Origin of the sequence: Streptomyces sp. NBC_01451 (genome assembly GCF_036227485.1) — a bacterium.
Lineage (GTDB): Bacteria > Actinomycetota > Actinomycetes > Streptomycetales > Streptomycetaceae > Streptomyces.
This window is the reverse complement of the sequence record NZ_CP109479.1, coordinates 6,861,916-6,876,524: the sequence shown is the minus strand read 5'-3', so window position 1 is coordinate 6,876,524 and position 14,609 is coordinate 6,861,916. Positions and strand designations below refer to the sequence as shown.

11 protein-coding genes are annotated in these 14,609 nt (G+C 70.9%); 7 read left to right on the top strand and 4 right to left on the bottom strand.

Features of this window, described 5'->3' with window-relative positions:
• The first annotated feature begins 5 nt into the window (after nucleotides 1-5).
• Nucleotides 6-776: an intradiol ring-cleavage dioxygenase gene (locus OG595_RS30195; protein ID WP_329277423.1), complete on the top strand. Its 771-nt coding sequence runs from the start codon at nucleotides 6-8 to the stop codon at nucleotides 774-776.
• Between the two features lie 155 nt (nucleotides 777-931).
• Here the strand turns inward: OG595_RS30195 and OG595_RS30190 are convergent, their stop codons facing one another.
• Nucleotides 932-1,576, bottom strand: coding sequence for a DUF4360 domain-containing protein (locus tag OG595_RS30190; protein WP_329277421.1), 645 nt, complete (start codon nucleotides 1,574-1,576; stop codon nucleotides 932-934).
• A 349-nt stretch (nucleotides 1,577-1,925) separates the two neighbouring features.
• Between OG595_RS30190 and OG595_RS30185 the strand changes: the two genes are divergently transcribed.
• Complete coding sequence (locus OG595_RS30185) at nucleotides 1,926-2,804, top strand: intradiol ring-cleavage dioxygenase (protein WP_329277419.1); 879 nt, start codon at nucleotides 1,926-1,928, stop codon at nucleotides 2,802-2,804.
• Between the two features lie 106 nt (nucleotides 2,805-2,910).
• Here the strand turns inward: OG595_RS30185 and OG595_RS30180 are convergent, their stop codons facing one another.
• A complete protein-coding gene (locus tag OG595_RS30180) occupies nucleotides 2,911-5,205 on the bottom strand; it encodes a peptidoglycan recognition protein family protein (protein ID WP_329277417.1) in 2,295 nt (764 codons plus the stop codon).
• A 176-nt stretch (nucleotides 5,206-5,381) separates the two neighbouring features.
• Nucleotides 5,382-5,840 carry an RrF2 family transcriptional regulator gene (locus OG595_RS30175; RefSeq protein ID WP_329277416.1) on the bottom strand — a complete coding sequence of 153 codons (459 nt, stop codon included), beginning with the start codon at nucleotides 5,838-5,840 and terminating at the stop codon, nucleotides 5,382-5,384.
• Between the two features lie 63 nt (nucleotides 5,841-5,903).
• On the opposite strand from OG595_RS30175, the gene OG595_RS30170 reads away from it, so the two are divergent.
• Nucleotides 5,904-8,867, top strand: coding sequence for a beta-galactosidase (locus OG595_RS30170; protein ID WP_329283340.1), 2,964 nt, complete (start codon nucleotides 5,904-5,906; stop codon nucleotides 8,865-8,867).
• A gap of 8 nt (nucleotides 8,868-8,875) precedes the next feature.
• Here the strand turns inward: OG595_RS30170 and arfA are convergent, their stop codons facing one another.
• Nucleotides 8,876-10,390: an arabinosylfuranosidase ArfA gene (gene arfA, locus OG595_RS30165; protein ID WP_329277414.1), complete on the bottom strand. Its 1,515-nt coding sequence runs from the start codon at nucleotides 10,388-10,390 to the stop codon at nucleotides 8,876-8,878.
• A gap of 225 nt (nucleotides 10,391-10,615) precedes the next feature.
• Here arfA and OG595_RS30160 point away from each other — a divergent pair, with 225 nt between their 5' ends.
• From OG595_RS30160 to OG595_RS30145, 4 genes are read left to right on the top strand one after another with little or no spacing between them, the layout of a single operon-like run.
• The gene (locus OG595_RS30160; RefSeq protein ID WP_329277412.1) at nucleotides 10,616-11,245 is read left to right on the top strand and encodes a transcriptional regulator; all 630 of its coding nucleotides are present in this window, start codon (nucleotides 10,616-10,618) and stop codon (nucleotides 11,243-11,245) included.
• Nucleotides 11,246-11,295: 50 nt separating this feature from the next.
• Nucleotides 11,296-11,898 carry a toxin-antitoxin system, toxin component family protein gene (locus OG595_RS30155; RefSeq protein ID WP_443073180.1) on the top strand — a complete coding sequence of 201 codons (603 nt, stop codon included), beginning with the start codon at nucleotides 11,296-11,298 and terminating at the stop codon, nucleotides 11,896-11,898.
• Nucleotides 11,895-13,133 (top strand): MAB_1171c family putative transporter, encoded by a 1,239-nt coding sequence (locus OG595_RS30150; RefSeq protein ID WP_329277410.1) that lies wholly within the window; start codon nucleotides 11,895-11,897, stop codon nucleotides 13,131-13,133. Before OG595_RS30155 ends, OG595_RS30150 begins: the two co-directional genes overlap by 4 nt.
• Nucleotides 13,126-14,571, top strand: coding sequence for an FAD-dependent oxidoreductase (locus OG595_RS30145; RefSeq protein ID WP_443073179.1), 1,446 nt, complete (start codon nucleotides 13,126-13,128; stop codon nucleotides 14,569-14,571). The genes OG595_RS30150 and OG595_RS30145 overlap by 8 nt, the downstream gene beginning before the upstream one ends.
• Nucleotides 14,572-14,609 lie beyond the last annotated feature (38 nt).

Here is a 14,609-nt window from a genome sequence, read left to right as displayed (position 1 = left end):
TGTTCATGACAGAGATTTCGGAAACGCCCCCCACTGCGATCGGACGCCGCACCGTACTGATCGCGACCGGTGCCACCGCCGCCACCCTGGCCGTGGCCGCCGCCGTGCCCGAATCCCCGGCCCCCACCGCGGACACGACCGCCCCCGTCGCCGCCGCGGCCGTCTGCACCCTCACGAAGGAGATGACCGAAGGCCCCTACTACCTCGACGGCCAGTACGTCCGCGCCGACATCCGCGAGGACAAGACCGGCATCCCGCTCAAACTCACCCTCACCGTCGTCGACGACGACACCTGCGCGACCATCAGCAACGCGCTCGTGGAGATCTGGCACTGCGACGCCCTCGGCGAGTATTCCGGCTTCGTCGGCAACAACGGCCACAACGAACCGGACAACGGCACCTTCCTGCGCGGCGGCGTGCTGACCAACTCCAGCGGGGTCGCCGCCATCACCACCGTCTACCCCGGCTGGTACCGGGGCCGCTGCGTCCATATCCACCTCAAGGTGCACACGAACGTCACCCTCACGTCCGACGGCTCGTTCACCGGCGGCCAGGAACTCCACACCGGCCAGCTGTTCTTCGACGAGACGATCACGGCGAAGGTCGCGGCACTCTCGACGTACGCGGCCAACACGGTCACCCGCACCACCCTCGCCCAGGACTCGATCTACGACGAGGGCGGCGCCGCCTCCGGTCTCCTCACCCTTACCGCGCTGGGGAGTTCGACCTCGGCGGGGTACGCGGGAACGCTGACCGTGGGCGTGGAAAGGAGCTGACGCCGGCAGCCCCGGCACAACCACCGCGGCGGGGGTGCGGACACGGCCGGCCGTGTCCGCACCCCCGCCCACCCGCCGACCCACCGGACGGCACCCGCCCAAGGGGCGCCGTCCGGCCGGGCGGACCTACAACTCCCTCACGGCTCCAGCGGCCTTCACTTCGCGGGGCACTGCTGCCACGCCAGGTGATAGATCGTGTCGATCTCGCCGTCCGTCGAGTCCATCGCCATGAAGCTGGTGCCCGTCGATGTCCCGACGTTCACCCGCAGCTCCGTGTTGATGTTGAAGTTGCGCTGAACTCCACAGGGCGCCCAGACCAGTTGGGCCCAGTCCGTGGTGTCGGTGGCCTGCCAGTTGTCGTTGAACGGGCCGTTGTACGTGTGGGTGCGGAACGCCGTGTTCGACGAGCCCTGGAAGTAGTACGAGGCCCGCTGGATACCGCTCGCGCCCCGTTGAAGGGCCGCGAAGCCCCGGTAGTCGACGCTCGCGATGGCGTACGTGAAGCCCGCCGGGACGTGCACCAGCAGATTGAGCTGGCAGTTCTTGCGGAACGCCGTCGGGTCGGAGTTGCCGCCGGCCTGGGCGAGGTAGTCGCTATAGGTGACGGTGAAGGCGGTGTTGTCGCCGGAGACGGCCACCGCGGCCGTACCCGCGGGACAGCCGGAGCCGTTCACCGTGGCGACCTTGATGACGATCTTGTCCGGGGGCGGGTCCTCGAAGGACGACCCGGCACCCTGGGCGGGTATCGCAGCGGCGAACAGAGCGGCAATCGCGCCGCTCACGAGCAGGCCACCAGCCATGTTTCTCCCTTTCATCGCAGTGATGCAGTGGGGGGTGAGAATCACGCGCCATGTACATGCCAAATACACACGCACACGGACCCGACCTGTGATTGAGCAGTGAAGAACCTGTGAAGGTCGGGCGGTCGCAGCATAGGTGGCCCGGCAGACCGCAGCCACGTCGATCCCCGGCCAATCCCCGCCCCCGCGCGGCCTGTTCCACCCGTCGATGTAACGCACAGACATCGCCACGCCACGCGGAGTGTGCCCCGGCTCCGCCCCAAACCAGTGGAGTTGAGAGGTAGGTCCCCAGAGCATTCATAGCCGGGATTTAAGGAAATCCTCAGGTGCGCACCTAAGTTTCCGGGACATGACAGAGAACACGAACCCCCGGCACAGCGCCCCCCGGACCTCCTCCGAGGCCCTCTCCGACACCATCGCGTCGGCGGGCAAACACCGTCTGGGCAAAACCGTCCAACGGCGCCGCGTCCTGATCGGCGGAGGCACCGCGGCGGTGGTCGGCGGACTCGCGGTCGCCGGCTTCGCCTCCGCCAGTCCGACCACCACGGCCACGGAGTCCGAGGCGGCCACCAGCGCCTCCGAGGACAGTTCCTCGTCGGCCACCAGCGGCGTCTGCGTCCTCAACGCCGAGGTCACCGAGGGCCCCTACTCCCTCGACGGCGCGCTCGTCCGCGCGGACATCCGTGAGGACAAGGAAGGCATCGAGGTCCAGCACACCTTCACCGTCGTCGACCTCGCCAACGACTGCGCCCCGCTCGCGGACGCCCTCGTCGAACTCTGGCACTGCGACCACCTCGGCGAGTACTCCGGCTTCGTCGGCGGCAACGGCCACGACGAGGAGGACAACGGCACCTTCCTGCGCGGCGGGCAGCTGACCGACGAGAACGGCCAGGTCACCATCGTCTCGATCTGGCCCGGCCACTACGTCTCCCGGGCCGTCCACATCCACATGCGGGTGCACACCGACGTCACGCTCACCGACACCTCGTACACCGGCGGCGAGGTCATCCACACAGGTCAGCTCTTCTTCGACGAGACCGTCAACGCGGAGGTCCAGGCCACCTCCCCCTACTCGGCGAACACCACCCCGGAGACCCTCCTCTCCGCCGACAGCATCTACGACGACGCCGGCGCCTCGTCCGGCCTGCTGACGCTCACCGCACTCGGCTCCAGCGTCTCCGACGGCTACAAGGCCACCCTCACCGTGGGTGTGGACACCTCCGGCTGAGCCCGGAAACGACAACAACCTGAGCGCCGTACGAGGACGGCACTCAGGTTGTCCGGCCGGTTCGCCCCGTTCGCCCCGTTCACACGGGGAAGGGGCACCGGGCGTGCTACTTCAGGTAGACCAGGCCGTCCGTCGTGACCGCCGGGCGGCCGCTCGTGCCGACGACCACGATCTTGACCGTGTGCTTGGCGCTCGCGCTCCAGGTCTTCGTCCAGATCGCGTCACGGTACTTCGTCGTCGCCGACTTCAGGTCAACCGTCGCGACCTTGACGCCGTCCACGAAGACGTTGACCTGGCCGGACGTCGAGGCCCGCGACACCGCGAGGGCGGCCGAGCGGCCGGTGAACGTCCAGGTCAGCGAGGCGTTCTTGGCGGAGCTGGAGTACGACTTGCCGCCCAGGTAGCTGGTCGACGACTTGGTCGTCCAGGTGCCCGTGCGGGTCGCCGAGGTCTCCGGGAGGATCACCGGCGTACCGGCGACCGAGGCCGCCCTGGTGTTGCCCGCCTGGTCGTACGCCGTCATCGACCAGGTCGTGGCCGTACCGGACTTGGCGGTCAGGTCGGCGCTGACGACCGTCGGGCCGTACGTCCTGGCGACCGGGGCCGTCAGGCGCACCTCCTTCAGGGCGGCCGAGTCCGTGGCCTTCCACTTCAGGGTCACCGGGACGGCCGTCGTCTCCACCGTGCCGGCGCGCAGGGCGAGGTTCGGCGCGGTGGTGAAGGTCGGCGGTGTCGTCTCGGCGACGACGGTCGCGGCTGCGGTGGTCGTGGTCTGCCCGGAGATGTGGGTGGCCCGTACGGACACGGAGTGCGTGCCGAGCGCCAGGCTCACCTTCGCCGAGGCCGCCGCGCCGTCGGTGGTGGCGGCGACCTTGCCGTCGACCAGCACCTCGTACTTGGTGATCAGGGCGGCCGGGGTGGTCGCCGACCAACTGACCGTCGCGGCCGACTTGGTGTACGTCCGCGTGCCCGAAGTGCCCGCGCCGGTGACCGACTTGAGGGACAGTCCGGTGACCGGGCCCGCCGCGTAGCTGCGGATGGTGGCCAGTTGGGCGTGGAGCTTGGTGCCCGGGCACTCGGTGGCGTAGCCGTCGCCGTGGCCGTGGATGGTCGGGAAGGAGAGCTGGTCGCCCGTCTTCCACGTCCTCGTGTTGTACTGGCTGGTCCCGGCGGCGCCCGCGGTGAGCGTGGTCGTGCCGGCCGGGTCGACACCGTACTGGCCGAGCTTCCAGGCGGCGAGGCGGGCGACGGAGGTCAGGACCGCCGTCGGCGGGTCGACGAGGTTGTAGTTGCCGAGGACCGAGATGCCGGTGGTCTGGCTGTTGAAGCCGTAGGCGTGCGCGCCGAAGACCGGCTTGTCGACCCCGCCCTTACGGCCCTCGAAGATCGTGCCGCACTTGTCGACCAGGAAGTTGTAGCCGATGTCCTTCCAGCCGTTCGATTTGACGTGGTACGTGTAGATGGCGCGGATTATCGCCGGGGACTGGTCGCACGTGTACGTGTTCGTCTCGGCGGTGTGGTGGACGACCACCGCCTTGATCCCGTTCGCGAGGTAGTCCGGGGCCTCGGGGCTCATCGACTCGTCCGCGCCCCAGCCCGCCCGCAGGGTGATCGGCGGCCTGGGAGCGGTGGACGGCGGGGCCGTGGGCCCGGTGCTCGCCGAGGCGTCCGGCGAGGCCGGAGCCGAAGTCGTCGCCGGCGCGGTCGTCACGGGCGCGCTGCTCGGCGACTCGGACGTGTCCGCGGAGGCCGGGGCGGACTCGCTCGGGGAGGCGGACGCGGGGGCGGACGCCGAGTCCGTCTCCGTCGGCGAGGCGGAGTCCGTCCCGTCCGGCGTGAGCGTCGCGTCCGGCGACTCGGTGCTCGCGGCCACCGCGTACCCGGCGGGCTCCAGGTCGGAGACCGAACCGGTGCCGGGGTCGATCATGTCCACGCGCAGCCCCTTGGGCAGCTCGGCGGACGCCTTGCCGTCGACCCTGACCTCGACACCGTCGGACGCACCGACCCACGCGGGCTCGGTACCGGCGCGGGCCGCGCCCTCCTCACCGGGTCCGCTGTCCGTGCCCAGCTCCAGCCAGGGCGACCAGGTGTCGGTGCCGGCGCCGCGGGTACGGACCTCGACCTTGCCCGCCATCCGTGCCGACGGGTCGGACCAGGTCACGCCGAGCAGACTGAACGGCTTCGTGTCCCGCTTGGCCAGCGTCGCCGAGTCGCCGTCGGCGGCGACCTTCAGCGCCGCCGCGTACTCCTCGCTCTCGATCGGCCCGGAGACCGGCTTGCCGTCGTCGGCCGCGCTGTCCGCGCCACCGCCGCTCACGCCCTGCACGATCAGAACCCCGGACACACCGGCGGCCACCACAGCCCCGATGCCCCACCCTCGACGCGATCTCAGCGATCTCATCCCCGTACGCACACCCTTCACCTGGACCCCACGCATTACATGCACATGAAAAGGTCAAGGTATCGGGAGAGTGAAGATCGTCAACAACCAACCCGCGATTTCATCCTTCGAAGTGGTTTACAAGCGCTCCGATGGAGCAAAATTAAAGGCCCTCAAAGGCCGGAAACTCAGAACATTTACGGGTTTTCCCAGGCAGCCGGTTCCGCCGCCAGCCCCCGCACCGGCTCGGGCAGCTCCCCCGCCGCCAGATCGGCGAAGGTCACCCCCTCCAGCACCTTGCGGACGTTGGCGCGCAGCGCGACCCACAGCGGCAGCAGCGGTTCGGCGGGGCCCGTGTAGGCGAGACCGGTCGGCCGTTCGCCGCGCACCGAGACGATCGGCCCGTCGACGGCCCGCACGACATCCGCGACGGTGATCCCCCCGGCGGGACGCGCCAGCCGGTAGCCGCCGTTGCCACCGCGCCGGGAGCCGACGATCCCGCCGCGCCGCAGATCGCCGAGGATGCCCTCCAGGAACTTGTGCGGAATGGCCTGGGCCGCGGCGACGGTCTCCGCCTTCACGGCACCCTCGTCCTGCCGTACGGCGAGCTCCAGCACCGCTCGCACCGCGTAGTCCGCCCGCGCCGAGATCCTCATGGGGTCATTGTCGGTCGTCGGGGTGTGTGGACAATGACCGGACCCGTGTACGAGGAGATCCCGTTGGTGCTGAGCAGACGAACCTTCACCGCAGCAGTCGGCACCGCCGCCCTCGGTCTCTCCCTCGACGCGAGTGCCCGCAGGGTCTCCGGCGCCCCGGCCGGGTCCGCGCCCACCGGCCCGCCGCCCGCCCCGCCCACGGCGGACGGCCGCCCGCACACCGTCGGCTTCGACCGCTACTCGCTCCTCGTCGACGGCCGACGGCTCGTCCTGTGGTCCGGCGAGATGCACCCCTTCCGGCTGCCCAGCCCGTCCCTGTGGCTGGACGTCCTCCAGAAGATGCGCGCGCACGGCTACAACGCCGTCAGCGTCTACGTGGCCTGGAACTACCACTCCCCCGCCCCCGGCCGGTACGACTTCACGGGCGTCCGCGACCTCGACCTGTTCCTCCGCCAGGCCGCCGAGACCGGCCTCTACGTCATCCTGCGCCCCGGCCCCTACATCAACGCCGAGGTCGACGCGGGCGGCTTCCCCGGCTGGCTGACCGCGACGAAGGGCCGGGCCAGGACCTCCGACCCCACCTATCTCGGACACGTCGACGAATGGCTGACGGCGGTCGACACGATCGTCGCCCGCCACCTGTACACCCGGGGCGACGGTACGGTCCTGCTCTACCAGATCGAGAACGAGTACGGCTCGTACGTCACCGAGCCCGCCGGCGTCGACTACATGTCCCACCTGTACTCCAAGGTCCGCGCCGACGGCATCGACGTCCCCCTCTTCCACAACGACCTCGGCAGGAACGGCTACTGGGCCCCCGGCACCTTCGACACCGGCGGCGAGCGCGGGCGTTGGCTGTACGGCTTCGACGGCTACCCGGACCCCGATCAACTCCCGCCGGACTGGGGACACTTCGGGATCGGCGGCGAGAAGGGCGGGGCCACGGCGAGTCCGGACACCCCCGGATTCATCCCCGAGTTCGGGGGCGGCTGGTTCGATCCGTGGGGCGGGGCCGAGTTCGACGGCGCGGGGTACGCGGGCTCGGCGCGGACCCGGAACGCGGCCTACGAACGGCGCTTCCACCTCACCAACCTCGCCAACGGCATCACCCTCCACAACGTCTACATGACCTTCGGCGGCACGAGTTGGGGGTGGCTGCCCGCTCCGCAGGTGTACACGTCGTACGACTACGGCGCCGCCTTCGACGAGGGGCGCCGACCGAGGCCGAAGGTCGTGCCCATGCACCAGCTCGGGCATCTGGTGCGGTATGTACCGGAGTTGGCGAAGCTGGACCGGGCGGAGGAGATACCGGCCGGGGACGCGCGGCTCAGGGTCTACCACCTCACCAACCCCGACACCCACGCCCATGTCCACATCGTGCGCAACGACTCCACGGAGCCGGTCACCTCGACTCTCCCGGTCGCCGGTACCTCGCTGCCGGTCACCGTCGCCGCCTCGGACGCGCGTCTTCTCGTCGCCGATATCACCCTGGGGCGGCGGAAGCTGGCGTACTCCACCGCCCAGCCGATGGTGTGGCTGGCTGCGGCGCGCCAGGACGTCGCCGTACTGACGGGGCCCTCGGGCGATCCGTCGGTGACGGCGGTGGAGTGCGCGAGCGAGCCGACGGTGACCGTGCAGACCGGGGCCGCGGAGACCTCGTACGCGGACGGGGTGCTGCGGGTGAGCGCCCGAATCGGCGGGCTGACCAGGGTGTTGGTGGAGGGCGGTGGAAGCACGACCCCTCTCCTTCTCCTCCTCGCCGACGACGAGACCTCCGTGCGGCTGTGGCCGCGCGAGACTCCGTCGGGGCCGGTGCTGGTGTACGGGCCCTCGCTGCTGCGTACCGCCGAACTGCGGGACGGTGTCCTGCGGTTGACCGGGGACACCGTCGACATCACCGACCTGGAGGTGTGGGCGCCGCGCGGGACCCGTGAAGTGGTCTGGAACCGGCGGACGTTGACGATCTCGCCCCTCGGATCCGGGAGTCTGCTGTTCGAGGAGCCGCTGGCGGGGGTTCCGGAGGTCGCGCTGCCCGCACTGGACGGCTGGCGTCGCCGCACGGAGAACCCCGAGTCGGAGCCCGGGTTCGACGACGCCGACTGGACCGTCGCCGACCGGACTTCGACGTTCAGCACGACCCCCGTGCCCGACGGGCAGCCCGTGCTGTTCGCCGACGACTACGGCTTCCACTACGGGGACGTCTGGTACCGGGGCGCCTTCACCGGCGCCCCGGGGATCGAGTCCGTGTCCCTCGCCTACAGCACCGGGACGCAGGGGCTGCTGATGGCCTGGCTGGACGGGGTGCCGCTGGGCACGCACCGCATGCCGGTGCCCGACAAGAAGACGGTACGGAAGGGGAGTTGGGCGGCGACGGCGGCCTTCGACGTGCCGGAGAAGGCGCGTGCGTCCGGTGCGCGCGTGCTGTCCGTGCTGGTGCGGCGGATGCAGCACGACATGGACGGGAAGGTGCTGGACACGCACAAGGTCGCACGCGGGCTGACGGCGGTGGCCTTCACCGGCGCCTCCCCCGCCGTGACGTGGCGGTTGCGGGGCGAGGGCGCGGCCGATCCGGTGCGCGGGCCGCTCAACACCGGCGGGCTGCACGGGGAACGGTCGGGCTGGCATCTGCCGGGGTACGGGGACGAGGGGTGGGATGCGGTCGCCCTGCCGCGTGCCGAGGGGCGGCGACAGGGGGTGACCTGGTACCGGACCGGGTTCCGGCTCACCGTCGATCCGGGCGTCGACGCGTCGATCGGGCTGGAGCTGACGGACGATCCGGAGCGCGCCTACCGCGTCCAGATCTTCCTGAACGGCTGGAACATGGGCCAGTACGTCAACGACGTCGGCCCGCAGCACACCTTCGCCCTCCCGAACGGCATCCTGCGCACCCGGGGCGCCAACACCCTTGCCCTGGCGGTGCTTTCGGACGGTACGACGGAGTCGGGTCCCGGGGAGGTACGGCTGACGCTGCTGGGGAGTGCGGCCGGGGGAGTTCCGGTGACGGTCGTTCCCTCCCCCGGCCGGTAGCCGGCGGCCTACGCGAGCCTGATCACGTTCCACGACAGCGGCTCCAGGACAGCGGTCAGCCTGCCGTCCTGGACGGTGGTGCCGGTGGCCTGGTGCGGGGCGACGCGCTCCGGGTCGGCCAGGGTGTTGCGGGCGTCCGGGTCGGCGTCGGCGATCACGCCGTGCTCGACGACCGACGTCAACTCCAGCCCGTTCAGGGCGACTTCGAGAGGCAGCGGCTGCGTACGGTCGCGGTTCACGGCGAAGACGGTGACCGTGCCGTCGTCGGCGCGTACGGCGGTGGCGTGCAACAGGTCCGCCTCGCCGTACTTCTTCGTCTCGTACGTCGGCGAGTCCACCCGTACGTCGAGGACCTCGCCGCGTCCGTACCTGCTGGCCTGCGCGAACGGGAAGAACGTCGTCTGGCGCCAGGCCGGGCCGCCCGGCTCGGTCATGATCGGGGCGATGACGTTGACGAGCTGGGCGAGGCAGGCGACGGTGACGCGGTCCGCGTGCCGGAGCAGGGCGATGAGGAGCGAGCCGAAGACGACCGCGTCCATGACGCTGTAGTTGTCCTCCAGGAGGCGGGGGGCCTCCGCCCAGTCCCGCGCGCCGGAGTTCTCGATCTCGTGCCACTCCGAGATGTACCAGACGTTCCACTCGTCGAAGGAGAGGTTGATCTTCTTCTTGGACTTGAGCTTCGCGCCCACGTGGTCGGCGGTGGCGACCACGTTCTCGATGAAGGACTCCATGTCGACGGCGGAGGCCAGGAAGGAGTCGACGTCGCCGTCCTCGGGCTGGTAGTAGGCGTGCAGGGAGATGTGGTCGACGAGGTCGTACGTCTCCGTCAGGACGGTCGCCTCCCACTCGGCGAACGTCGGCATGGACTGGCTGGAGGAGCCGCAGGCGACGAGTTCGACGCCCGGGTCGATCTGGCGCATCGCGCGGGCCGTCTCGGCGGCGATACGGCCGTACTCCGTCGCCGTCTTGTGGCCGGTCTGCCAGGGGCCGTCCATCTCGTTGCCCAGACACCACAGCTTGATGCCGAAGGGGTCCTTGTCGCCGTGGGCGATCCGCCGCTCCGCCAGAGCCGTGCCGGCCGGGTGGTTGGCGTACTCCTGGAGTTCGAGGGCCTCGGCGACGCCGCGGGTGCCGAGGTTGAGGGCCATCATGGGCTCGGCCTGCGGGCCGACCTTCTTCAGGAAGGCGATGTACTCGGAGAGGCCGAAGCGGTTGGACTCCGTCGAGCGCCAGGCGAGGTCGAGGCGGCGGGGACGCTCGTCGACCGGGCCGACCGAGTCCTCCCACTTGTAGCCGGAGACGAAGTTGCCGCCGGGGTAGCGGATCGTGGTGACACCCAGTTCCCGGACCAGTTCCAGGACGTCGGTGCGCAGGCCCGCCTCGTCGGCGGCGGGGTGGCCCGGTTCGTGGATGCCGGTGTAGACGCAGCGGCCGAGGTGTTCGACGAAGGAGCCGAAGAGCCGGGGGTTGACCTCACCGACCTTGAAGGCGGGGTCGAGGGTGAAGCGGGCGGTGCGGGACATGGGTTCCTCTCCGGCGTGCGGCGTGCCGCGTTCTGTTCATCGGCGTTCTGTTCATCGGCGTTCGTCGGTGTTCGGTATATCGGCGTCCGCTCGCAACTTCGAACAAAACCGTAATTTTGGAGTGTCCGCACGTCAATGGCGTGCACGCCCAACGATCGTTCCGTGGACTCCAACGATCGTTGGATTTTCCTGGTGCGGAGGGGTCCTGACGCGTAGGGTCGGCCCGTGAGTGAGAACCTTTCGGAGACCCTCTCGAACACCCTCGCGCGTCTCGAAGAGCGCATCAGCGACGCCCGTCTCGATCGCGCCGAGGTACTGGACGTACGGGATCTGTCGGCCCGTACCGCTCTCACCGAGGGCGAGATCCAGGCACTGCTGACCGACGACGGCGCCCGGCTTCCGGCCGACGACATCGAGAGCCGTATCCGACGCCGGGTGCGCGTCCTCCACGAGACCCGGCTCGCGGCGAGCGGCAGAAAGCGCGGCGAGGTCTGCAAGGAGATCGCCGACGCCCTGTCGATCAGCCCCGAGTGGGCCCGTCAGCTGCTCCTCGGCAAGAAGATGCCGAACGTTCCCGATCTCACCGCGCTCGCCGCGTTCTTCGGGGTCGAGCAGGGCACCGGCTTCTTCACCGACCCCGCGCCCATCGTCCTGAACCGGGAACTCCGCCGGCTGCTGGAGGACCTCGGCGGCGCCGAGGAGAGCGCCGAGGACGGCCCGCTGGTCCGGTTCGCGACCCGGCACGGGGTCGTCACGCTGGCCCTGCGCGGCCGACAGCTGACCCCCCGCAAGCAGGAGGCCCTCGCGGTCATGCTCGAAGGGCTGCTGAGCGACGGCGAGGAGACGGAACGGTGACGCCGAGGGGGGCGACGAAGGGCGTGACGAAAAAAGGTGTGACGCGGGGTGTGACAAGGGGGGTGCTGGCGGCGCTGCTGCCCGCCCGGGCCGCGCACCGCTTCCGGACCCGGGCCGCGATGCGCGACCTGACCGGTGCGCTCGACACGGCACTGCGGGAGCACGCCAACGGCCCATCGGGCGGCCGGGAGTTGTGCCGGGCACTGTGCGAGGAGATGAGCGCGCGGCGCGGGCGGCGCGTCGAGCTGCGTTTCGAGCGCTTCCCCGACGAGATCGAAGTCACCGGTCTGTGGGTGGAGTTCCACGACTTCGACCTCGTCATCGTCGAGGAGCGGGCCGAGGCGGTCCAGCAACTCGTCATTCTGGGACACGAGTTGTGGCATCTGCACGCCGGGCACTGTCACCACCACAGCGCCGGTGCGACCGCCGCCCGGGTACTGGCCGACGAGCAGTCCTGGCAGGGCGGCGCACTGGCCGTCGCCGCCCGCAACGGCTCCCGGGCGGCCGACGAGGCCGACGCCGAGGAGTTCGGACACCGGCTCGCCACCGTCTTCCGGCCGTGGGTGGAGGGCCGTACGGCGAGCACGGGCAGCAGCGGCGTGCAGGCCTCCCTCGGGTATCGCGGCCGGGGAAGCGGAAACGCGCGGCGATGAACCCCTCCGGCTTCCCCGGCGAGCCGTACTCCGTCCTCGTGTTCGGGACACCGATCGTGTTCCTGACCGCGGCCCTGGTGTTCAAGCTGCCCAGCATCGTCAGACTGTGGCGGGACCCGCTGCGGCGCGCGGTCGGCGGGCTGCTCCTGCTCGCCTGCGGCATCTTCGTCCTCGCGGCGCCGCCGGCCGTCGCGTGGACCAACCGGGTCACCGGCGTGCCCAACCTCGCGGCGCCCCTGGTCTACAGCTTCCTCGTCGCGTTCTGCGGCGCGAGTCTCCTGCTGATGATCGCGTGGCGCGGCGGCCTCACCGGCCACTCACCGGGATCGGCCAGGGCACGTCGCGCGATGCGGTGGGTCGCCGCCGGGCACATGTGCGTGATCGTCGCGCTGTGGGCGTTGTTCGCGCTCGCCGACGTACCCGTGGAGCGCCGCCGGGACCTGGACACGTACTACGCACGTACGCCCTTCATGCGCGAGCTGATCGTGCTCTACCTGCTCGCACACACCACGTCGTGCGTCCTGACGTACCGGCTGATCCGGGACTGGATCCACACCGTCGCACTCGACGTGTGGCTGCGCCGGGGCCTGCGGTCACTGGCCGTCGGCTACGCCGCCAACCTGGTGTTCGACGCGGCGAAGGGCACGGCCGTCGTCGCCCGCTGGGCGGGCGCCGACCTGGACCCGCTCTCCACCGAACTCGCCCCCCTCGCCGCCGGATTCGCCGCCGTCCTGATCGCGACGGGGTTCGTGCTGCCGCACGCCGGCCAGTATCTGCGCGACCGCTGGCGGATCCGCCGCGGCCTCCTCCGGCTCGGCCCGCTGTACGACCTGCTGCGCACCGCCACCGCCAGGGGCGTCCCCTTCTCCCTGCGGGCCACCCCGGAGCTGCGGCTGACCCGCCGCGAGACGTTCATCCGCGACGCCCTGCTGCAACTGGCCCGCCACTTCGACGGGGAGCTGCGGCGACGGGCGTACGAGGCCGCCGTGGACCTGGGACACGGCCCGGGGCGGGCGGGTGCCCTGGCGGCGGCGGTGACGATCCGGGACGCGATCGAGGCGCGCGCCCTGTCCCGTACCCCGTCGCCCCACGTCGCGGGCCGCACGACGGATTTACTCACGGACCTGCTCCGGGACATCGAAGCCGTGTCCCAGGTCCTGAGTCACCCCGATGAGATCGAGGCGGTGCGCACCCTTGCCACCGCCCCAGCAGAGAGCCTGCACGTATATGACTGATCGCCCGACTTCCGTCGACTCCCCCGCCGGGCCCGCCCTCGGGCCCGGCACCGGACGCACCGTCAGGTCGGCCGTCGTGCTCGGCGGTTCGCTCGCCGGGCTGCTCGCCGCCCGCGCCCTGGTCGGGTTCGCCGACCGTGTGACCGTCGTGGAGCGTGACGTCCTGCCGGACGGACCCGAACCGCGCAGGAACCTGCCGCAGGCCCGGCACGTGCACATGCTGTGGTCCGGTGGTGCCCGGGCCGTCGAGGAACTGGTGCCGGGCGTGGGCGAGTCGCTGCTGGACGCCGGTGCCCACCGGCTGGCGGTCACCACGGACATGGTCGCGCTGGCGCCGCAGGGCTGGTTCCGGCGGTGGGACGAGTCGCACCACGTCTTCCTGTGCGGCAGGGACCTGCTGGACGCGACGGTCCGGGCCCACGTCCTGGACGACGACCGGATCAAACTGATCGAGCACGCCGAGGTGCTGGGCCTGGAGGGCACGTCCGAGGCCGTCACCGGGGTGCGGGTGCGCGGCTCCGACGGCAGTCGGCGCACACTCCACGCGGACCTGGTCGTGGACGCCACCGGCCGTGCCTCACGCACCCCGCAGTGGCTGCGCGAACTGGGGCTGCCCGAACCGCCCCGCCGCGTCGTCGACTCCGGGCTCGCGTACGCCAGCCGAATGTACCGGGCGCCCGGACCGGCCCGGCACGGCTACCCGGTGGTCAACGTCCAGGCGGACCCGAGAGGGGCCCGGCCGGGCCGGGCGGGTGTCCTGATGCCCGTCGAGGACGGCTGCTGGATGGTCTCCCTGTCCGGCACCCGGGGCACCGAACCCCCCACGGACGGCGCGGAGTTCACGCGCTTCGCCCGCGAGGAGCTGCGCCACCCGGTGATCGCCGACCTGCTCGCCGGAGCGGAAGCGCTGACGGACATCTCCGTCACCCGCACGACGTCGAACCGCCGGCACTACTACGAGCGGATGCCCGCCTGGCCGGAGAACTTCACGGTGATCGGCGACGCGCTGGCCGCGTACAACCCGATCTACGGCCACGGAATGTCGGTCGCGGCCCAAAGTGCCGTGGCCCTACGGGATGTGATCCGCCGTCAGGGCTGGGGCACGCCCGGCCTGTCGCGCAGTGTCCAGAAGGCGGTGGCCCGTCCGGTCGCGGCGGCCTGGGACCTGGCGACGAGCCAGGACATCTTCTACCCCGGCGCCACGGAGCAGGGCCCCACCCTGCGGGACCGTCTCCTCGCGGCGTACGTGGGCCGCCTGATGCGCACGGCGACGGGCAACGGCCGTATCGCCCGCCGGGTGACGGACGTGACGTCCCTGGAACGCGGCGCGGAGGTACTGCTGGCGCCAAGTGTCCTGCTGGCGGCGGCGATCGGCCCGCTGAAGCCGCCACTGAGCGGGCCGCCGTTGCTTCCGGAGGAGTGGAAGGCGGCGGAGTGAGAGCGCCGGGACCTTGAGTTGAAGCCGACCGGCCGGGC